This window comes from Paraburkholderia sp. USG1 (genome assembly GCF_031570135.1).
Lineage (GTDB): Bacteria > Pseudomonadota > Gammaproteobacteria > Burkholderiales > Burkholderiaceae > Paraburkholderia > Paraburkholderia dioscoreae.
In genome coordinates this window covers 20,581-39,303 of record NZ_JAMWXW010000037.1, presented here as the reverse complement: position 1 = coordinate 39,303, position 18,723 = coordinate 20,581, and the positions used below count along the sequence as shown (strand labels likewise).

General features: G+C 65.8%; 19 protein-coding genes. 12 read left to right on the top strand and 7 right to left on the bottom strand.

What is annotated here, in order from left to right; all coding sequences use genetic code 11:
* Positions 1 to 98: 98 nt before the first annotated feature.
* The 7 genes from NE850_RS34015 to NE850_RS33985 form a co-directional block, all read right to left on the bottom strand.
* Positions 99 to 1,037, bottom strand: coding sequence for a triphosphoribosyl-dephospho-CoA synthase (locus NE850_RS34015; RefSeq protein ID WP_007176330.1), 939 nt, complete (start codon positions 1,035 to 1,037; stop codon positions 99 to 101).
* Complete coding sequence (locus tag NE850_RS34010) at positions 1,030 to 2,064, bottom strand: RimK family alpha-L-glutamate ligase (RefSeq protein ID WP_310699963.1); 1,035 nt, start codon at positions 2,062 to 2,064, stop codon at positions 1,030 to 1,032. The genes NE850_RS34015 and NE850_RS34010 overlap by 8 nt, the downstream gene beginning before the upstream one ends.
* Positions 2,061 to 3,092, bottom strand: a complete 1,032-nt coding sequence (gene mch, locus NE850_RS34005; RefSeq protein WP_165187840.1) for a methenyltetrahydromethanopterin cyclohydrolase — start codon at positions 3,090 to 3,092, stop codon at positions 2,061 to 2,063. Before mch ends, NE850_RS34010 begins: the two co-directional genes overlap by 4 nt.
* Positions 3,067 to 4,275, bottom strand: coding sequence for an ATP-grasp domain-containing protein (locus NE850_RS34000; RefSeq protein WP_007176333.1), 1,209 nt, complete (start codon positions 4,273 to 4,275; stop codon positions 3,067 to 3,069). The genes mch and NE850_RS34000 overlap by 26 nt, the downstream gene beginning before the upstream one ends.
* Before the next feature lie 49 nt (positions 4,276 to 4,324).
* Complete coding sequence (locus NE850_RS33995) at positions 4,325 to 5,266, bottom strand: NAD(P)-dependent methylenetetrahydromethanopterin dehydrogenase (protein ID WP_007176334.1); 942 nt, start codon at positions 5,264 to 5,266, stop codon at positions 4,325 to 4,327.
* 123 nt (positions 5,267 to 5,389) lie between these two features.
* Positions 5,390 to 6,418, bottom strand: coding sequence for a beta-ribofuranosylaminobenzene 5'-phosphate synthase family protein (locus NE850_RS33990; protein WP_310699962.1), 1,029 nt, complete (start codon positions 6,416 to 6,418; stop codon positions 5,390 to 5,392).
* Between the two features lie 147 nt (positions 6,419 to 6,565).
* A complete protein-coding gene (locus tag NE850_RS33985) occupies positions 6,566 to 6,964 on the bottom strand; it encodes a 4a-hydroxytetrahydrobiopterin dehydratase (RefSeq protein ID WP_007176336.1) in 399 nt (132 codons plus the stop codon).
* Positions 6,965 to 7,387: 423 nt separating this feature from the next.
* On the opposite strand from NE850_RS33985, the gene NE850_RS33980 reads away from it, so the two are divergent.
* The 12 genes from NE850_RS33980 to NE850_RS33925 all read left to right on the top strand — a co-directional run bounded on the left by NE850_RS33980 (position 7,388) and on the right by NE850_RS33925 (position 18,683).
* A complete protein-coding gene (locus NE850_RS33980; RefSeq protein ID WP_007176337.1) occupies positions 7,388 to 9,205 on the top strand; it encodes a methanol/ethanol family PQQ-dependent dehydrogenase in 1,818 nt (605 codons plus the stop codon).
* Between the two features lie 182 nt (positions 9,206 to 9,387).
* Positions 9,388 to 9,807 carry a c-type cytochrome gene (locus NE850_RS33975; RefSeq protein WP_310699960.1) on the top strand — a complete coding sequence of 140 codons (420 nt, stop codon included), beginning with the start codon at positions 9,388 to 9,390 and terminating at the stop codon, positions 9,805 to 9,807.
* Between the two features lie 30 nt (positions 9,808 to 9,837).
* Entirely contained in the window at positions 9,838 to 10,749 is a 912-nt protein-coding gene (locus tag NE850_RS33970) for a substrate-binding domain-containing protein (RefSeq protein WP_007176339.1), read from the top strand.
* Positions 10,746 to 11,510 carry a hypothetical protein gene (locus tag NE850_RS33965; RefSeq protein ID WP_165187844.1) on the top strand — a complete coding sequence of 255 codons (765 nt, stop codon included), beginning with the start codon at positions 10,746 to 10,748 and terminating at the stop codon, positions 11,508 to 11,510. Before NE850_RS33970 ends, NE850_RS33965 begins: the two co-directional genes overlap by 4 nt.
* Before the next feature lie 15 nt (positions 11,511 to 11,525).
* Positions 11,526 to 12,488 (top strand): LysR family transcriptional regulator, encoded by a 963-nt coding sequence (locus NE850_RS33960; RefSeq protein WP_007176341.1) that lies wholly within the window; start codon positions 11,526 to 11,528, stop codon positions 12,486 to 12,488.
* Positions 12,485 to 13,102 (top strand): DUF3280 domain-containing protein, encoded by a 618-nt coding sequence (locus NE850_RS33955; RefSeq protein ID WP_165187846.1) that lies wholly within the window; start codon positions 12,485 to 12,487, stop codon positions 13,100 to 13,102. The genes NE850_RS33960 and NE850_RS33955 overlap by 4 nt, the downstream gene beginning before the upstream one ends.
* Positions 13,103 to 13,311: 209 nt before the next feature.
* Entirely contained in the window at positions 13,312 to 14,331 is a 1,020-nt protein-coding gene (locus NE850_RS33950; RefSeq protein ID WP_007176343.1) for a MoxR family ATPase, read from the top strand.
* 3 nt (positions 14,332 to 14,334) lie between these two features.
* Entirely contained in the window at positions 14,335 to 15,204 is an 870-nt protein-coding gene (locus NE850_RS33945) for a DUF58 domain-containing protein (RefSeq protein ID WP_007176344.1), read from the top strand.
* The gene (locus NE850_RS33940; RefSeq protein ID WP_007176345.1) at positions 15,201 to 16,154 is read left to right on the top strand and encodes a hypothetical protein; all 954 of its coding nucleotides are present in this window, start codon (positions 15,201 to 15,203) and stop codon (positions 16,152 to 16,154) included. Before NE850_RS33945 ends, NE850_RS33940 begins: the two co-directional genes overlap by 4 nt.
* Positions 16,151 to 17,137, top strand: coding sequence for a VWA domain-containing protein (locus NE850_RS33935; RefSeq protein WP_007176346.1), 987 nt, complete (start codon positions 16,151 to 16,153; stop codon positions 17,135 to 17,137). Before NE850_RS33940 ends, NE850_RS33935 begins: the two co-directional genes overlap by 4 nt.
* The gene (locus NE850_RS33930; protein WP_310699958.1) at positions 17,134 to 17,733 is read left to right on the top strand and encodes a tetratricopeptide repeat protein; all 600 of its coding nucleotides are present in this window, start codon (positions 17,134 to 17,136) and stop codon (positions 17,731 to 17,733) included. Before NE850_RS33935 ends, NE850_RS33930 begins: the two co-directional genes overlap by 4 nt.
* Positions 17,730 to 18,683 carry a VWA domain-containing protein gene (locus NE850_RS33925; RefSeq protein ID WP_165187853.1) on the top strand — a complete coding sequence of 318 codons (954 nt, stop codon included), beginning with the start codon at positions 17,730 to 17,732 and terminating at the stop codon, positions 18,681 to 18,683. The genes NE850_RS33930 and NE850_RS33925 overlap by 4 nt, the downstream gene beginning before the upstream one ends.
* Positions 18,684 to 18,723: the final 40 nt, after the last annotated feature.

Sequence of the window (18,723 nt, the reverse complement as noted above, 5' to 3'; positions counted from 1 at the left end):
GTTCCTCCGATGAGTGGAATACGGACTTGCTGACTGACATGCCGCCGGTGGCGATCCTGTTGCCCGATCGCCGGACGGCCGGTTGATGCACGGTGGCACTAACTAACAGGATCCGTGCCAGTGCGCGGTTCGCGTTGCTGCGGTGGGATCGGGCCGCCATTGCAGGCACGTGCGAGGCAGCCGGCGACGAACAGCGTGGCCACGGTCAGGTCCGCGCTGGTGCCGGGGTTGATCGCGCGCGCCTTCAGTTCGGCGTCCCATGCATCGAGCGGTTGCGCTGCTGCATCTGGGCGCTTTTGCGCGAGGGTATGCCGCCATTGCGCGTGCCGTTCGCGTGCCGCAAGCGTGACACTCTGCGCCACCGCGACACCCTGCTTACGCACAATGTGAGAGTCGGGCCAATGGCCTAGGAAGGTGAGAAACACATGGAGCGTGGCGCTGCGCGGCTGATCTGCGGGCATTTCGCGAAACGCGGCGAGACCGGTTTCGAAGATGTCGCGAAAGCCTTCCGCGTATTGACGGGCGATGCTGTCGCGCCCGGCGGCGAGCGTCATCGCGTCGCGCAGATTGACCGTGGGCGCGCTGTGGACCGGCTGCTCGGGGGCCTCGCCGAGACCGCCGGGATTGGCGAGCGCAATCGCGCGATACGCGAGGCGAGCGTCGTCGATGTCGAGCCGCGCGAGCACGCGCGCGGTCGCCGCGCGCCAGGCGTCGGCCGACAGTGGGCGCGCGGTGTCCTCCAGCGCCGCCGCGAGCGGGGCGACCAGCAGCAGAATGCCAAGGTTCGTGTTGCAGCCGACCGCGTCGCGCGTGCGAGTGACCGCATCGAGCACGCGCTGACCGACCGGCGCGCCGCGTGTGAGCAGCGCGTCGGCGGCGACTGCCGCGCTGGCGATGAACTGGGCTGCGCGCATGCCGTGGCCGGCGCTTTGCACGCTGACGTTGCCCGGCTTGGGCGTTTCCACATCGAGCCGGCAGGCCGCGAGGAAAGCGGCGTGAACCTGCTCGAACCCGACGCAACCGGGCGGCTCAGCCATGACGTCTGTGCAACGCCACGACGGCGGCCTCGCGGGTCTCGCCGGACTCGCCGACGGCGCGGCGCTGCGCGGGCAGCTTGCGCAGGAGCAGATCGTCGGCGAGCGCCGCCGCGATGTCGATCGACGCGACCGACTGCAGGCCGCGCCATGCCGCCACGCCGTTGACTTCGAGTACGAGCGGCCGGGCGGCGTCGTGTGGATCGGGGATCAGGTCGACGCCCGCATAGTCGAGTCCGAGCGCCTCGGTGGCCCGCACCGCGGTTTGCGCGAGCGGCAGATCGAGCTCGGCGGCTTCGCACGCGGCGCCTTGCGCGAAGTTATGAATCCAGCCCTTGCCGCCGACGCGCCGCATCGCCGCGACGGCACGGCCGCCGATCACCAGCACGCGCCAGTCGAAACCCGGACGGCCGCCTTCGATATAGCGCTGCAGATACGCCACCTGCCGATACGCTTTGAGCGAAGGCAGAGGCGCCAGCGCGCCGGGGTGGGCGCCGCCCGCGCCGAGCCGTTTGAGCCCGTGGCCTTGCGAGCCGAACAGCGGCTTGAGTACCACCTGGCGTCCGGCCGCTGCTTCGCGCATCAGCACGCGCTGCGCAAATGCCGCAGATTCGCCGGCCCATGTCGCGGGCGTCGGTACGCCGTTGCGATGCAGCAGAAAACTCGTCATCGATTTATCGACGCTGCGCTCGATCGCGCGCGCGTCGTTGTACACCGGCACACCGGACTCGCGCAGCGCATGCAGGATACCCAGTCGCAACGTGACCTGTTCGAAGGTGCCGCCGGCGATGCCGCGCACGAAGACCGCGTCCGGCAGCGTGTGGCCGAAGCCCGGCAGCACCAGCCCATGCGGCTCCCACGTCGTATCGATCCGGCAGTCCGCCAGATCGATACAGCGCGCCTGCGCGCCGCGCGCGCGGAAGGCCTTTTTCAGGCGGCCGGTGTGCCAGCCCGTTTCGTCGCTCATGATCGCAATGCGCAGGGGCGCTTGCGGATCGACGGGCTCTGCGCAAGGCGCGGGGAAACTCATGGCTTGCCGCTCCATTGGTCATGCAGCAACGCCGCGTCGACGCGCCCGCCGTGATACGTCGCGCCGCTTTCAAGGCTGCTCACCCACACTTCGGCCGGTGCGAACAGCGCGGGATCGATCTGATAGAAGTCGTAATTGAACGACGTGAAGATGTCCGCGAATGGGCGGCCGTAATCGCGCGAGGTGGAAGCGGGCAGTTCCGCGGCGAGCCGTCTGGCCACTGCATCGTGCTTCACGGTGAGATGCACGCGGCTGCCGTACAGGATTGCGTCGTTGGTGCGCCCCATTGCCTGAATGCCGTCCGGCGCGGGCGGCGGCAGCGGCGCCGAACCGCCGCCTTCCACCACTTCGTCCAGCGCGACGCCGAGCACATGCGTTTTGTGCAACGCAACTTCGACCACGCGCGCCACCACCTGTACCGTTCCCGCGACAGAGTGTGTCGGCGTGGTGACAAGCGTCAGCCGCTCAGGCGCGAGGCCGCAGTCGCGCAGCACCTTGTCGATCACGACCTGCGGCGGCAGGCGGTCGACCTCCAGCACCAGCGCGCCACGCTCATGCGTGTCGCGGTAGCCGAGTTCGGCGAACAGCGGCTCCTTCACGGCCAGCGCCCGCGCCGGTCCCGAGCCGAGCGAGAAGAATTTCTTGCCGCCGGTCTGTTCTTTGGTCGCCGACAGGCTCCAGCCGGCGTACTGGCTGCCGAGGCAGGCCAGCACGGGCCACGAGGTGCGCACTTCGATCATGCTGGGCCACAGCGGCTGCGCATCAAGGCTCTCGCGCACGGTGACGTGGCCAAGCCCGCCCATGCAGATGCGCGCGATCAGCACGCCTGCCGCGACGCTGCCGGGCGCCACGACGCCCGCGTCGACGAGCACGGTGCCGTTTTGCGCATGGCTGACGGCCGCGCCGAAGCGCGCGGCGTCGTCGACCAGACGGCTGACGAGACGCTCGCTGAGCGCGTTGACGCTCAGCGCGGCAGCACCGGCGAGCGGCGGCTGGGGCGCATCAGGAGTGGCATTGGATGAAGGCATAGTCGGGCTCACGGCAGGTTTCGATTCGTTGCAGAACGAGCGCGCGCTGCGCGTCGAGCGCACACCGCACCGCGTCTACCGAAGCCGCGCGCACGAGCAGCGTGCAGACCGGCTGGCCGGCTTCGATGCGCGTGCCGGGCATCGGCACGTCGCGGCAGCGCGGATCGCGCAGACACGCGTCGCTAAAGGACTGGGAGACGGCGAACGGACGCGGCGCGAACAACACCTGTTGACCCGCACGCCACGGTGCTGCCGCGGGCGTTGGCGCGGCCGGCAGGCGGCCGTGGCGGCACGCTTCGATATGACACGCGAGCAGCCCGCGCGGCCATGCATGCGGCGACGCGGTTTCGTAGAGCGTCATCGTCGACGAGGGGCGGGTGTTGATTTCGAGCAGTTCGAACGCGTCGCCGTCGAGCAGAAAATCGCAGCTATTGATGCCCGTGAGGCCGGTCTGCGCACAGAGCGCGGCGACGGCCGCATGCACGCGCGCCTGGACGGTCAGCGGCAGGTCGATCGGACCGATCGACCCGGCATGCACGAAGGGCAGATTGCCCATTTCGCAGGTGAGTTGCTCAGCGAAGCCGAGCACACGCGAGTGGCCGCGGGCGCCGATGAACAGCGCCGACAGCGAACGCCCGCCACGCCGGCGCTGGAAATAGACTTGCGCGGGAGCACGCGGATCGCTGAACGCCGTGGCCAGTTCGATATGCGTGCCGCCGCAACCGTCCGCGCGTTTGACGAGCCAGCCGTGCGCCGCTGCGGGCGGCGCGAACACGACCGGCGGATGGGCAATATCCAGCGCGTCCAGCAGCGCGAAAAAACGTCGAGGCTCGCGCACTGCGGCGCTCGCTTCCACAGGATTGCCGATGAAGCGGGGCAGGTGAGGCATGCCGCACAACCGCGCGACCAACGGTTCGAGCCCGCTGCCGTCGATCCAGCCGATGAGACCCGGCAAACGCGCGGTACGTTCGAGCGCCGCGGCGAGCCGCTCGGCGTCGATCGACAACGGGCCGCCGCCGATGTCGAACCACAACTCCGATGCTTCGCGAGTGTCGCGGTCGCCGAACACATCGAGCGCGGCGACGCGCAGACCCGCGCGCGCGGCGGACTGCGCGAGCATGCGGGCGGACAGTCCCGCCACGGCGACGAACGGCGCAGGCGGTAGCGATGGGTGCGGCTTCATGGCGACTCGGGCAGGGTCAGGTGTAGCGCGCAGGCGCAACGAAGCGCGCTCATCCGAGGCCGGCCGCGACTGCGCGGGCCTCGTCGAAGGCTTGCGGGAAACCCAGGTAGACCGGCTTGCCGCCCGTGCGCATGCGGATGAAGAGGCGATGCTCCACCTGGTATTTGACATTGCCGATCGCGAGTGCGCCGATGCCGATCGCGCCGCCAGCCGTCGGCGCGCCTTCGATCGGCTTGCCGTCGTTCATCACGTTGACGCCCGCAATGCCTTCCGGCGGCACGGCGTTCACATCCGCGGCAATCAGCAGATGCCGGGCATGCGCGAGGTCGTCGGTGCGGACCACCTGCACGCCGGCGATGGCGGTGGCGAGCACGATCTCGGCCTCGCCCAATGCCGCGCGCAGGTCTGCCGGCGTCGCCGTGCTCACTCCCTTGGTCACGATGCCAAAGCGCCGGTTGATGTCGTCGCTGACATGCGCCGCGCGCGCCTGGTCGGTGTGGCTCGCAATCGACACGTCGGCGCCGAGCGAGGCCGCCATAGCCGCCGCCACACGCCCGACCGCGCCGGTGCCGCCGAGAATCAGCACGCGCTTGCCGCCCAGTTCCATGCCGAACGCCTTGGCCAGATGCCGCTCGACCAGTGCGACGAGCGCGGCGGCGGTCGTGTACGAGCCGCTTGGGTCGGCAAACACGGAGACTTCGAACGGCGGGACCATCGCTTTGCGCGCGCTGTCGAGCATGTCGGCGGCGAGCATGACGTCGCGCCCGCCGATGAAGATGCCGGTGCGCGACACGCCCTTCGGACCACGCGAAAAAATCGCGTCCTGAGTCAGGTTCGCGACCATCCCCGCCTCGACGCTGCAATACGGCACGATGATCTGGTAGCCGGCGTCGGCGGCCATGTTCACGTCGAACGGACTCATCTGCGGCGTGGCCGTGAACATGTGCAGGATATAAGGCCTTTCAGCGGGTTTTTCAGTGGTGTCGGACATGGCAGGAGGCTCGTTTCAGTGACGTTTCTCATGAAGGCGCGAGGGAATGGCTCATGGCTGCGTGGGCTATCCGCGGCTGCCTCGCTGCCGGATCGGCAGGCAGCAGTGCGAGGCCGGGGCGCGTCATGCTGCGTCGATACGCTGCGGCTGCCGCGCTTCGACGGAGCGCACCGTCGCGCCGCGATTGCGTCCCGCCACCACCGTGCATTCGATGTGAGGCAGACCGCGCGTCGCCGCGCGCGCCGTGGCGAGCGCGGCCTCGGCCTCGCGCGCGTTGGCGACGATCGCAAAGCCTGTCGGTCCCCACGAGGTCTGGCCGATGCCCGCGGTTCGCTCGGCGGCCACGGCGCGTAACGCGCGCTCGACATCGGGACTCGCGAACACGCCGCCTTGCACGGGCGCGAAGTACTCGCCGATGGTCTGCTGCATCTCCGTCAGGCCGTACGCGAAGGGCACGATGTTGCGTTCCGCGGCGCCCGGCAGGATCTTCATCAGGACGAGGTGGCACAGGTGCGCGGCGAGTTGCTGCGGGAACGGGGCGAGCGCGGCGAGACCGCGGCGTTCTTCGCCACCGTGCAGGCCCTCGCGAGCGTTGTCGCTGACGAGCAGCACGCGCCAGCTTTCCGGAAACGGCTGGCGCGCGAGCAGAGGCGGCACGCCCGGATGCAGATCGCCGGACGGCCCGCCGTCCACCAGCAGGCCGCCGGAATCGAAGCCGAGCACGCCGATGCCCGAGCGCGCGCCGCGTCCGAGCAGGCTGGCGAGCTCGGCGCTCGTGGCCACATGGCCTAGCAGACGAACAAAGGCGCTGCCCACGGCGAGCGAGAGTTGCGTGCCCGATCCCAGGCCGCTGTGTGCGCGCGGCGTGCGGACCACTTCGATCGCAACGGGCGTCGGGTCGTAGGCGGCGTGCAGACGTTCCAGACAGATCGCAATGCGCTCGCGTTCCGCATCGGTCGCCGCACCGTCGATCCGGTCGCGCTCGGCGAGCCGCGCTTCGACGCGGGTGCCGGCGCCATCGACGACCAGCCCGAGACTGCCGAACGCGCGTCCAAGCGAGGCGTTCGGATCGAGAAAGCCCAGGTGCAGCCGCGCGGGCGCGTCGACCGTCACGGTGGCTTGAGGCGGAAGGCGGCGAACGTGAAGCTGCATCGCGAGTGTCCTTGTTCGTGCTTGAGTTGCCGTGCATCAGCGGACCTACCTGGTGGGCCGCCGTGACGAGGGCGCGTACCGCGGCGCGGCGGCCCGGCGGGGGACTTCAAGCGAAAGCCGTACCAGGCTCGTAGCGCGACACCGGGATCAGTCGGCCCCGGGGTCTTTCGGCTTGTCGTATTTGATGTAGCGGAAGCGCTGATCGTCGGTCGGGGTGCCTTCGAGCGGGCCGCCTTCGGTTGCCGGTTGCCACTGAATGAACGATTCGATCTTGCTGGCGAGCGCGAAGTCCTTGTCCGTGATGCCTTTGGCGGAATGCGTTTTGAGTTTCACGGTCACGAATGCATAGGAGACCGTGAGATCCGGGTGATGCCAGGCGGCTTCCGCGAGGTGGCCCACCGCGTTCACGACCATCAAGGTTCCTTTCCAGCCCTCGGTGCGATATTTACGCCGCAGCCAGCCCTCTTCCAGATACCAGTGCTGTAGCGGACCGATGAGGCGTTGCTGGATCTCCTCGTCGGAATAGACCTGTTCTGCGTTTGCCATGACCGTTGCTCCGCACGTGTTGGAACCGCCGCTAACCGTATGACGCGCTGCAATTGACGGGCCAGTCAGGCGCTCGCGCCGCAGGTTCGGGCGTTCTGTTGCTGCCTGCTGCGCGACGGACACGCTTCGTACCGGCGAGTGACACAGTATGTCCCACGTGCCGCGGCGCAGCCGTCACGGCCGTGACACGCATGAGCCGCGTGCCGCGCCGCGCGGCGCGTGCCGACGAGCTTCTGTCGGCGAACGATGCGCACGGTGGTTCGATTCCGGCATGGAATATGCGTTGGCCGTCATGCGCCATAAAGCCCGGCAACGATCGGGAAGCGGCGCTGATCGTTACCCGCATTCGAGGAGGCGCGCCCGATGCGACGAGGTAGCGTGGGTCATTCGTGAGTTGAACAGCAAGACCATTCTGGAGGAGACATGAACTTACGCACCACGGTTCTTGGGCTCGCGATCCTCGCGTCGGCAGCCTTGAGTTCGTTCGTTGCACAGGCCGATTCGCAGCTCGACGGGCTCATGAAGAATCCGTCCAACTGGGCCGCGCAGGCGGGCGACTATGCCAACCATCGCTACAGCCCTCTCAAGCAGATCAACGAAAACAACGTCGGGAAACTACAGGTCGCGTGGACCATGTCGACCGGCGTGCTGCGCGGCCACGAAGGCGCGCCGCTCGTGATCGGCGACACCATGTATATCCACTCGCCATTTCCTAACAAGGTAATCGCTATCAACCTGAAGGATCAGACGTTCATCTGGCAGTACCTGCCGAAACAGGACGATCAGGTGGTGTCCGTGATGTGCTGCGATACCGTCAACCGCGGGCTCGCGTATGGCGACGGCAAGATCTTCCTGCAGCAGGCCGACACCAAACTCGTCGCGTTGAACGCCAAAACCGGCGACGTGGTCTGGACCGCGCAAAACGGCAATCCCAAAGCAGGTGAAACCAACACCAACGCGCCGCACGTATTCGGCGACAAGGTGCTGACCGGCATTTCCGGCGGCGAGTTCGGCGTACGCGGGCGTCTCATCGCGTACGACATCAAGACCGGGAAACCGGCCTGGACGGCCTACAGCACAGGCCCGGACAAGGACATGCTGATCGATCCCGACAAGACGACGACGTATGCCGACGGCAAGATGGTGCCGGTGGGCGCGGACTCGTCGCTGAAGTCGTGGAAGGGGGACCAGTGGAAACTGGGCGGCGGCACCACCTGGGGCTGGTACGCGTGGGATCCGAAACTCAACCTGGTCTACTACGGCACCGGCAATCCGGGTACATGGAATCCGACGCAGCGTCCGGGCGACAACAAATGGTCGATGTCCATCTTTGCGCGCGATCTGAATACCGGTCAAGCCAAATGGGTCTACCAGATGACGCCGCACGACGAGTGGGACTATGACGGCGTCAACGAAATGATCCTGTCGGACCTGTCGATCGACGGCAAAAAGGTTCCGGCTATCGTTCACTTCGACCGTAACGGTTTCGGCTACACGTTGAATCGCGAGACCGGCCAGTTGCTGGTTGCCCAGAAGTTCGACCCGGCGGTGAACTGGGCCGATCACGTCGACATGAAGAGCGGCAAGCCGATTCGCAACGCGGCCTATTCGACGCAGGCAGCCGGTTCGGACCACAACGTGAAGGGCATCTGTCCGGCGGCGCTCGGCTCGAAGGACCAGCAGCCCGCAGCGTACGACCCGGGATCGAGCCTCTTCCTCGTGCCGACCAACCACGTCTGCATGGACTACGAACCGTTCGATGTCGACTACGTGTCGGGCCAGCCGTATGTGGGCGCCACGCTGTCGATGTATCCGGGCCCGAACGACAACAACTCGATGGGTAACTTCATTGCCTGGGATGCTTCGAAGGGCAAGATCGTCTGGTCCAAGCCGGAGCGGTTCTCGGTATGGTCGGGCGTGCTGGCCACCGCAGGCGGCGTGGCCTTCTACGGCACGCTGGAAGGCTACATCAAGGCGGTCCGCATCAAGGACGGCAAGGAACTGTGGCGCTTCAAGACGCCGTCGGGAATCATCGGCAACGTCTTCACCTACGAGTATCAGGGCAAGCAGTTCATCGGCGTCTACTCGGGTATTGGCGGCTGGGCCGGTATCGGCATGGCGGCGGGCCTCGAGAAGTCGACGGAAGGCCTCGGCGCGGTGGGCGGTTATCGCGAGCTTGCGAAGTACACGGCGTTGGGCGGCACGCTCTTCGTGTTCGCCATTCCCGGCGGCAACAGTTGAAGCGCCGGAGTTGACCGAAACGCGTGGCCGGCTTGCCCTTGCAAAGGATCGGGCGGCCGGCGGCGCCTTCAGTCATACGTAGTCGTCTACGAGTCATCTGGTCCGCGCCTTTGCCGGCAATTCGCCGATGCGTCGATGAAACGCGTCGGGGCGCGGCCTTACTTTGAAGGAGACATGTGCATATGAAAGGCCGATCAATCTTGTTGCGGGCGGCACTGCCCGCCGTTTTCGTCGTACTGCCCGCTGCGTTCGCCCAGACCAATCCCGCGATTGCCCAGGTGGCGTACAAGGTGGCCGACGGCAGCAAGGTGGACCCCAATACGCTGCAAGGGTGGAAGACCTGGCGCGCACTGGCCTGCGAACGCTGTCATGGCGCGCAGCAACAGGGGATGGTCGGACCCTCGCTCGTCGATGCGTTCAAGACGCTGGACAAGACCGAGTTTCACCGCACCGTGTTCGGTGGTCGCGTGGACAAGGGCATGCCCGACTTCAGTTCGAGCCAGATGATGCAGAAGAACTGGGAGAACCTTTACGCCTATCTGAAAGGGCGTTCCGACGGCCAGATCAAGCCGGGCGATCTGCAGGCCATCGACTCGAAATAGCGCCCACGTCTCTACCTCAGGAGGTTATCGATGCGTCATGGCAAACGAATGCCCACGCACGTCGCAATCGTAACTGCCGCGCTGTGCTATGCGGCGATTGCAAGCGGCGCGGTGCGCGCCCAAGGCGAGACAATGCCCAATAACGATGGCGCCGATGGGGTGCTGCGGGTCTGCGCGGACCCCAACAACATGCCTTTGTCCAACAACAAGGGCGAGGGCTACGAGAACCGCATAGCCAGCCAGATGGCGAGCGATTTCGGCTACAAGCTCGAATACACGTATTTTCCGCAGCGCATGGGTTTCGTGCGGCACACGTTGCGCGAGAAGGTGCCGGACACCGAGCGCTACAAGTGCGATCTGATCATCGGCGTGCCGAAGGGCTACGACATGACCTCGACGACGCAGCCTTATCTGCGCTCCACGTATGCAATGGTCTTTACGAAGCGGCCCGAACTGGCCGGCATCAATACGCCGGACGATCTGCTCAAGCTGCCGCCGGACCAGTTGCACAAACTGCGCTTTGGCATCTTCACGCAGACGCCCGCGGTCGACTGGCTGCTCAGCCATGATCTGATCGATCAGGCGGTTTCGTATCAGGTGCAAAGCGGCGATCCGCAGGAATACCCCGGCCAGATGATCGAAAAGGATCTGCAGGCGGGCAACGTGGACGTGGTGTTCCTGTGGGGGCCGATTGCGGGCTACTTCGCGAAGCGCTCCGGCGATACGGTCAAGCTCGTGCCGTTCCCGGCCACGCCGGGGATCCGCTTCGACTATACGATCTCGATGGGCGTGCGCTACGGCGAGAAAGCGTGGAAGGACAAGGTCGATCAATGGATCGGCGCGAACCACGACAAGATCGACAACATCCTCACCAGTTACGAAGTGCCGCTTCTGAAGCCCGTCGATACGCCGGCAGGCAAGCCCGCGGACGGGTCGCCATGAGGCGGGAGCGGCAGCGATCGCGCCGCGCGTGGCGGCAAGTGCTTGCGGTGTGTGTAACGTGCGCAATGTGTGCGACGCACGGCGCAGCGTTTGCTGCGGGCACCGACGAAATCTCCGCCGCCGAGCGGCTCATCTTCACGACGGATCATCTGCACGGCATCCAGCAGCAAACCGAGCTCGACTACGCTTTCCTCAGTACGGACCAGCCGGCGCACAGTACGGACGTGGTCAAGGTGCTGGTGGTCAGCCCGGACAACGCCAAAGGCGATGCTCAGGTGTCCGATCACAGCGGCGCGGTGCCGTTGCCGAACGCCGGCTTGCAGTGCAATCCGGTGATCATTTATTTCCTCGAACGCGATATCGCGGAGATGGAGCATCTGACCGGCGGCCAGCGCCGCTACTTCCAGCAGCGCCTGCGCCTCGCGCTCGCCGCGGGGCCGAAGATCGAGACGGTGACGAGCCAGGTCGGCGGCAAGCCCGTGAAGGCGCGGCAGATCGTCGTCCAGCCGTACCTGGGCGATCCCAATTCGGAACGCTTCGCACAATTCACCGGCAAGCGCTACACGTTCCTGATTGCCGATACGGTGCCGGGCGAGGTCGCGCTGATCCGCACCGACGTGCCCGGCGCGAACAACGATTTCGCGCACCCGTTGCAGACGCAAACGCTGAGCTTCCAGGCGGCGCTGCGAAAACTGTCGCCGCCGCCGAACGCGCCGAATGTGCCGTTGAAGCCTTCCGACGCGCCGCGTGCGAGCCGTTAGCGAGGCCGCGTCAAGGTGAATTTCATCCGCTCGCTGACCTTGCGCCAGTTGCAGATCTTTGTCGTGGCGAGCCGCTACACGAGCTTCGCCCGGGCCGCGGAGGAATTGCATCTGACCCAGCCGGCGGTGTCGATGCAGATTCATCAGCTCGAGGAGGCGGTGGGCCTGCGTCTGTTCGAGCGTATTGCGCGCAAGCTCGCGTTGACCGAAGCGGGCGAGATGCTGAGCCATCACGCGAGCCGGATTCTCGGCGAGATCAAGGATGCGGAAGACGCGATGACCTCGCTCAAGCAGGCCGATAGCGGCTCGATCGCGGTGGGCATCGTCAGTTCCGCGACGTACTTCGCGCCGAAGCTGCTCGCCATGTATTCGCATCTGTATCCGAAGGTGGACGTGCATTTTTCAGTGGGCAATCGCGATGCGCTGCTGCGCCTCCTGCAGGACAATGCGATCGATCTCGCCATCATGGGCCGCCCGCCGCCGGAGCTCGACACCACGACCGAGCCGCTCGCCTGGCATCCGCAAGTGGTGATCGCGCCGCTCGACCATCCGTTATGCGGTGCGCGGCGCTTCGATCTGCAGGAACTGCGTGGCGACACGTTTCTGTTGCGCGAGCCCGGCTCCGGAACGCGCATGGCCGCGGAGGAAATGTTCAGGCAGCATCTTTTCACGCCCGCGAAGGTCGTCACGCTCGGCAGCAATGAAACGATCAAACAGGCGGTGATGGCGGGCATGGGCGTGAGCCTGATTTCGCTGCATACGCTGCTGCTGGAACTGCGTACCAAGGAAATTGCATTGCTCGACGTGAACGGCACGCCGATCGAACGGACGTGGCAAGTCGTGCATCTGCGGGCCAAGCAGTTGTCGCCGACGTGTTCGGTATTCAGGCAGTTTCTGCTCGAACAGGCCGCCGCTTATCTGGAGCGCGAGTATGCGGCGTTCGTCGCCTTGCCCGCGAAATCGGGAGTGTTGAAATGAGCGAGGCGGGAGGTGCGGCGCGCGTGCGTTATGGACGTTATGGACGTTATGGGCGTTACGTGGGGTCCATCGGCATGATCTGCGTGGCATTCGCCTGTTCGCAGGCGCTCGGTGCGCCGACTTCGATCGCGGTCATGGACTGTGTGTTGATCGACGATAACGCGGTCTACAACGATGCCGGGACCAACCGCATCCAGCAGGCGCGCATCGGGATGGTGAGCGAGGCGCTGCGTGAGCAGTTGCGCGAGAGTCAGCGTTACCGCGTTGCCGACAATACGGCCGCTGCCGGCCTGATCGCTCAACTCGGCGCATCGCAGGATTTGAACGCATGCGCGGACTGTGCGCGGCAGGTGGGACGCAAACTCGGTGTCGAGCAGATCGGCCGGTGCTGGGTCCAGAAAGTCAGCAACCTGATCCTGAACATTAACCTGCATGTCGAAGACGTCTCCAGCGGGACGACCGTCTTCCAGCGTTCGGTCGATATTCGCGGCAATACCGACCTGTCCTGGCGACGAGGCGCGGCGGCGCTGGCCGGATTGCTGGCTGGCGGTGCGGCAGCGGGTTCGACAGCGGGCTCGACAGCGGGCTCGGCAGATCGTGGCGCCTCTCCGTGAGAGCGCAGCGATTTTCCCGCAGCGGCACACTGTGTACTCGAAATACGTAACAGGTTGACATCGTTCCTCGCGCGAGCGCACCTGCTGCGTCCAGCCGAGTACTGGCACAGAGTATGCGGCGAGGTCCGCGCATAGCGATGAGAAGCACATCCGTATCGCGGGTTTATGACGAGCCCGCGCCTGATTGCCTGCTATAGGGGATTGCATCGATGGGTGCTGGCGAACTGCTTCAGGACTGGCGCGTGCATGCACTGCAGATCGAAGACGAAGTCTCGCGAGTCGTGATCGGCCAGCCGCAGACCATCCGTCTCATCACCGTCGCGTTGTTTGCCCGTGGCCATGTGCTCCTCGAAGGCGGCGTCGGGGTCGGCAAGACGACCGTGTTGCGCGCGTTTGCGCGGGTGGTGGGAGGCGAGTTCGAGCGCGTGGAAGGCACCATCGACCTGATGCCGGGCGATCTCGTCTATCACACGTACGTCGACGCCGAGGGCAGGCCGCGAATCGATCCCGGTCCGCTGCTTCGACACGGCGAGCGGCTCACCACGTTCTTCTTCAACGAGATCAATCGCGCCCGTCCCCAGGTTCAGTCGCTGCTGCTGCGCGCGATGGCGGAGCGTTCGGTGCGGGCGTTCGATCGCGAATATCGCTTTCCGCACATGACGGTGTTCGCCGACCGCAACAAGGTCGAGAAGGAAGAGACCTTCGAGCTTGCATCGGCGGCGCGCGATCGCTTCCTGTTCGAGTTGGGCATGCCCACGCCGACCGAGCCCGACGTGCGGCGCTCGCTGGTATTCGACGCGGCGTTCCATGACGTCGACAGCCTGCTTGCGCGGCTCCCGCCTGCGATCGTTCAGTGGGAACAGTTGAACCAGGTCGGCGCGGCCATTCAGGAGAGCGTGCAATCGAGTGAAACGATCGAGCGCTATGTTCTGGACATCTGGCAGGCCACGGAAACGCCGCAGCGTTTCGGCATTGCGCTCGACGGCGTCGATATGGATCGGCTGATTCTGGCTGGCGCAAGCCCTCGGGGCATGAGCGCGCTGCTGCGCGCGGCCCGCGTGGTGGCGTGGCTGGCCGGCCGCTCGCATCTGGTTCCGGAAGATATTCATGCCGTGCTGATGCCCGCGCTCGGGCATCGTGTGTTCTTCACGCCGATCTATGAACTGCGCCGCCAGGAACTCGCTGAAGCGCTCATGGCGCAAATCATGAACAGGCTGGCCGTACCCTGAACCATGAACGGGACAGCGGAATTTCACTACCGGTTGCCGATGCGCGCAGGCGGATTTCGTCCCGGCTCGCATCCGGGATCGAGCTTCGGCGCCGGCCAGGAATTCGCGATGCACGGGCGTCTCTTCGACTACCCGGATCCGCGCCGCCTGGATCTGCGCGCGAGCGTGCGCGCCGCGCGCTCGGAGTGGCTGGTGCGGGTTCACCTGCAGCGCGCCGCGGTGCCGGTGCAGGTGATCGTCGATGTCTCGGCGTCGATGCACTTCGGAAAGCGCCAGACGAAGTTGCAGGTTGCCGCGGATTTTGTCGAAGCGTTGGGATACAGCGCATTCCGTGTCGGCGATCCGTTGGGCATGCTTGCCTTCGATACCCGCGCGCGCGACGATCTTTTCATGCCGGCGCGATATGGCCGGGGCGTCGGCAACCTGCTCGCGACGATGTTGCGCGAGAGCGAGAGCGCGAGCGCCGCCGCCGGAAGCGGTGGTATTGCCGGGCTGCAACGCGCCGCTTCGGCGCTGGCCGGACGGCAGGCACTGATCTTCCTCGTTTCGGATTTTCACTGGCCGCTCGCGGAATTGCCGGCCGCACTCGATTTGCTGGTGCACGCCTGCGTGGTCCCGATAGTAGTCTGGGACACCGCTGAAATCGCCCCGCCGAACGGCGGTTCGCTACTCGCGGTCAACGATGCAGAGTCCGCCCGGCAGCGCACGCTATGGCTGCGCGGCAGCGTGCGCGAGCGTTGGCGCGAGGCTGTCGCGCGGCGGCGCGCGGAACTCGCGAACATGTTCGGCAAACGCGGCATCCAGCCGTTTTATGTCGAGAGCGCTTTTGATCCGGAGGCGATGTCGCGCTACTTTCTGGAGACGATCGCATGAGACCTGACGGGCGCGGCATTGGCAGATCGGGAAGGTCGCTGTGCGAGGCGTCCGGCGCAACGAGGTTTGTCTCGTCACTCGCGTTGACATTGGCATTGGCATTAGCGCCGGCGATGAGCGTCGCTGCCGGCTCAGGCGATGTCCTTCAGCCGACGGTTCAGGAGCCGCGCGCATTCGGCCATCTGCTCGGCGATATCGTCACGCAACGCATCCTCCTGAGCGCCGGCGGCAACGATGTCGGTTCGGTCGCGCCGCCTTCCATAGGCCGCACCGGCGCGTGGCTCGAACGGCGGCCTGCCCGGATCGAAACCGATGCCGAAGGTCGCCGGTGGATGGCAATCGACTATCAGATCGTCAACGTCGCGCCCACGCTCACCCGGATTGCGTTGCCGGCCTTGACATTGACCTCCGCATCCGGCGCGACGCTGCAGGTTGCGGAGTGGCCGCTCAGCGTCGGTCCGATAACCTCCGCCGATGCCTTCGACGCCGGCGATCTGCAACCGATGCGGCCCGACCGGCAGGCTCCCTTGACGCCGACCGCGCCGCTGCGAAGGCAGGCGGCTTTCGCGCTCGGCCTGTTGCTGCTGACGTTGCTTTCGTGGGTCGGCTGGTGGCTGTGGCGCAACTGGCGTGAGTCGGCGCGGTTGCCTTTCGCGCGCGCCTGGCAGCAGATGCGGCGCATGGACGGGCCGAACGCCGACACGTCCGCAGATGCGTGGCTGTATCTGCACCGCGCGCTGAACGAAACGGCGGGCCATGTCGTTCACGCGGGTTCCCTGCCCAGCCTGTTTGCGCGAGCGCCGTATTTGCAGCCGCTACACGCGCAGCTCGAACAGTTCTATCAGCAATCCGGCGAACGGTTCTTCACGCCCGCACCGGCGTTAGCGCCTTATCCGTTGCGGGGGCTATGCCGCGCACTGTATCGCGCAGAGCAGCGCCATCAGCGATGAACACGGTGTTCGACTTTGCCTATCCGTGGCTGCTCGTGCTGTTGCCGCTGGCCGCGCTGCCGTTGCTGCGACGGCGCGGCGACACGCTCGCCTTCTCCTGGGTCGCGTGGCTTCCGGACGATCGCCTCGGACAATGGATCGGCTTGATCGGGCGGAGCAGTGCGGTGCTGGCGATGGCGGCTATCGTGTTCGGCCTGGCCGGTCCGGGACGCTCGCAGCGGCAGGTGCTGCGTACGGGCAGCGGAGCCCAGATTCTGATCCTGATGGATCGCAGTGCGAGCATGGACGAAACGATGAACAGCAAAGGGGTGGAGTCGCCGGCGGGCGAGTCGAAGAACAAGGTGGCGCGTGCTTCATTGACGAACTTCGTCGCGCAGCGGCCCAACGACCGGCTCGCGTTCATGATGTTCGGCACGAGCCCCGTGCTTGCGATGCCGTTCACCTACGACCTGCGTGCAATCGAGGCGGCAATTGCGGGCACGGCGGTGGGTCGCGGCATGCCGGACACGCAACTCGACCGTGGGCTGCTGGCGGCGATCGGCGAGTTCAATGGACGGGCCTCCTCGGGCCGCCGGGCGATCGTTCTCGTCTCGGACGGCGGCGCGAGACTCGACACGCAGGTACGGCGGCTCATCCAGGATGGACTAATGCGCAACCAGATCGCGCTTTACTTTATCTACTTGCGTAGCGGCACCTACAGTCCCGATCTGAACGCCGCGGTGCCCGCGAATGAGTCTTCGGCCGAAGCCGAACTGCATCGCTACTTTCTCTCGCTGAAGACACCCTACCGGCTTTTTCAGGCCGGTAACGCGCGGGCGATGAAGGACGCGATGGCGGAGATCAACCGGCAGCAGAATGCGCGGACTTCGTTTGTCGAGCGTCTGCCGCGACAGGATCTCAGCCCGTATTGTTTCGCGGTGGCGCTGTCGGCTTGTGCGCTCCTGCTGACTTTGCGGTTGCTTCAGGTGCGGGCCTGGTCATGAAACGCTTATCCATTCATGTGATCTTCGCGACTGTCGCGCTGTGCTGCGCTGGTGTCGCGGCGTATGACTGGGCTCGCCTGCAGCACGCGCAGCACGTCGATCAGGCGATGGCCGCAGCAGCGGGTGAAACAGGCAAAGCGGCGGGCAAAAGCGGCGCGACAGGCGCCCCGCGCAACGAACGCGGCGAACGCGGCAACGGCGGCGGCGACTTCCGCGAGGTCAGACTCGCGCGTGCCGTCGCGCTGTCGAACGCCGGTATCTACGATACGGCCGGCCCGCTCTTCGAGGATCTGATCCGCGACGAACACCTCGACGAGATCGGGCGCGCCGCGCTGTTCGATCTCGGCAACATGTACCTGAGAGAGAGTTTGGGCAACAACCGGTCCGGCACAGTGCAGTCGGTCGCGATGATCGAGGAAGCGAAGGCACGCTACCGTACGTTGCTGCGCGCGGCACCGGACGACTGGGACGCACGCTACAACCTCGAACGGGCGCTGTGGCTCGCCCCTGAAATGCACGCCTCGAACGATTCGCCCGAGGTCAAGTCGCAGCACAACGTCAAGGTCAGCGATCCGCAGAGCAAGGATCTGCCATGAGCTTGCTCGAGTGGACGCGTGGGTTTTCCCGCGGACGGCACTGGGCGACATCTGCGGCACTGCTGTTGCTGATCGCTGCGGTCGCCATGCCCCGCGTGGTGCTGCCGCGCGATACCTTCAGCTATATCGTCACCTTCGACATTACGCAGAGCATGTACGTCGAAGACGTCGCGCTGAATGGCGTGCCGGTGAGCCGGCTGGTATTCGCGCGGGCGGCGATGCGCGACGCGATCGGACGATTGCCGTGCGGCTCGAAGGTCGGCTGGAGTGTGTTCACCGGTCAGCGGACCTTGCTGTTGCTGCCGCCGGTCGAAGTCTGCGGCAACTATGACGCGCTGCTTTCGTCGCTCGACAGGATCGACTGGCACATGCGTTGGACTAACTGGAGCCGCATTGCCGAGGGCGGCGTCTATTCAGCGGTCCGCGTGGCGCAGGACGTCGGTCATGGCGCGGCCGTGGTGTTCGTCACCGATGGCCAGGAGGCGCCGCCGGTGCTGCCTTCGGATGCGCCGGCGCGGGACATCAACCCTGCTCAGGTCAAGGGCTGGCTGATCGGCGTCGGCGGTGATCAGGCCGCGCCCATTCCGCACACCGATGCCGACGGTAAGCGTAGCGGCTACTGGCAGGCGGACGATGTGATCCAGGCTCCACCGCTGCCGGGTTCCGCAACGCAGGCGGAAAGCCACGAGGAACTGTCCGCATTGCACGGGCATTATCTTGCTGCGGTGGCCGCTCAGATCGGCTTCGGATACCGCCGCCTGTTGGGTGCCGCGGCCTTGAGCGATGCCATGCTCGATGTGCGATTCGCGCACCGCGAACCGGTGCCGACCGACTTGCGCTGGTGTCCCGCACTGCTTGCGTTGTTGCTGCTCGTCTGGCGATTCGCTCCGGAGTTCCGTTGGGCCACGCGTCGCGTGACCGGCAGATCTGCGAACTCGTCATATGTGTGAAGCCATGCTTACTAAAATGCTCATCAAAACCCATTGAGAG

Excerpts from the sequence above, each read along its gene's own strand:
- NE850_RS34015 (WP_007176330.1), bottom strand. The coding sequence starts at position 1,037 with ATGGCTGAGCCGCCCGGTTGCGTCGGGTTCGAGCAGGTTCACGCCGCT.
- NE850_RS34010 (WP_310699963.1), bottom strand. The coding sequence starts at position 2,064 with ATGAGTTTCCCCGCGCCTTGCGCAGAGCCCGTCGATCCGCAAGCGCCC.
- mch (WP_165187840.1), bottom strand. The coding sequence starts at position 3,092 with ATGCCTTCATCCAATGCCACTCCTGATGCGCCCCAGCCGCCGCTCGCC.
- NE850_RS34000 (WP_007176333.1), bottom strand. The coding sequence starts at position 4,275 with ATGAAGCCGCACCCATCGCTACCGCCTGCGCCGTTCGTCGCCGTGGCG.
- NE850_RS33995 (WP_007176334.1), bottom strand. The coding sequence starts at position 5,266 with ATGTCCGACACCACTGAAAAACCCGCTGAAAGGCCTTATATCCTGCAC.
- NE850_RS33990 (WP_310699962.1), bottom strand. The coding sequence starts at position 6,418 with ATGCAGCTTCACGTTCGCCGCCTTCCGCCTCAAGCCACCGTGACGGTC.
- NE850_RS33985 (WP_007176336.1), bottom strand. The coding sequence starts at position 6,964 with ATGGCAAACGCAGAACAGGTCTATTCCGACGAGGAGATCCAGCAACGC.
- NE850_RS33980 (WP_007176337.1), top strand. The coding sequence starts at position 7,388 with ATGAACTTACGCACCACGGTTCTTGGGCTCGCGATCCTCGCGTCGGCA.
- NE850_RS33975 (WP_310699960.1), top strand. The coding sequence starts at position 9,388 with ATGAAAGGCCGATCAATCTTGTTGCGGGCGGCACTGCCCGCCGTTTTC.
- NE850_RS33970 (WP_007176339.1), top strand. The coding sequence starts at position 9,838 with ATGCGTCATGGCAAACGAATGCCCACGCACGTCGCAATCGTAACTGCC.
- NE850_RS33965 (WP_165187844.1), top strand. The coding sequence starts at position 10,746 with ATGAGGCGGGAGCGGCAGCGATCGCGCCGCGCGTGGCGGCAAGTGCTT.
- NE850_RS33955 (WP_165187846.1), top strand. The coding sequence starts at position 12,485 with ATGAGCGAGGCGGGAGGTGCGGCGCGCGTGCGTTATGGACGTTATGGA.
- NE850_RS33950 (WP_007176343.1), top strand. The coding sequence starts at position 13,312 with ATGGGTGCTGGCGAACTGCTTCAGGACTGGCGCGTGCATGCACTGCAG.
- NE850_RS33945 (WP_007176344.1), top strand. The coding sequence starts at position 14,335 with ATGAACGGGACAGCGGAATTTCACTACCGGTTGCCGATGCGCGCAGGC.
- NE850_RS33940 (WP_007176345.1), top strand. The coding sequence starts at position 15,201 with ATGAGACCTGACGGGCGCGGCATTGGCAGATCGGGAAGGTCGCTGTGC.
- NE850_RS33935 (WP_007176346.1), top strand. The coding sequence starts at position 16,151 with ATGAACACGGTGTTCGACTTTGCCTATCCGTGGCTGCTCGTGCTGTTG.
- NE850_RS33930 (WP_310699958.1), top strand. The coding sequence starts at position 17,134 with ATGAAACGCTTATCCATTCATGTGATCTTCGCGACTGTCGCGCTGTGC.
- NE850_RS33925 (WP_165187853.1), top strand. The coding sequence starts at position 17,730 with ATGAGCTTGCTCGAGTGGACGCGTGGGTTTTCCCGCGGACGGCACTGG.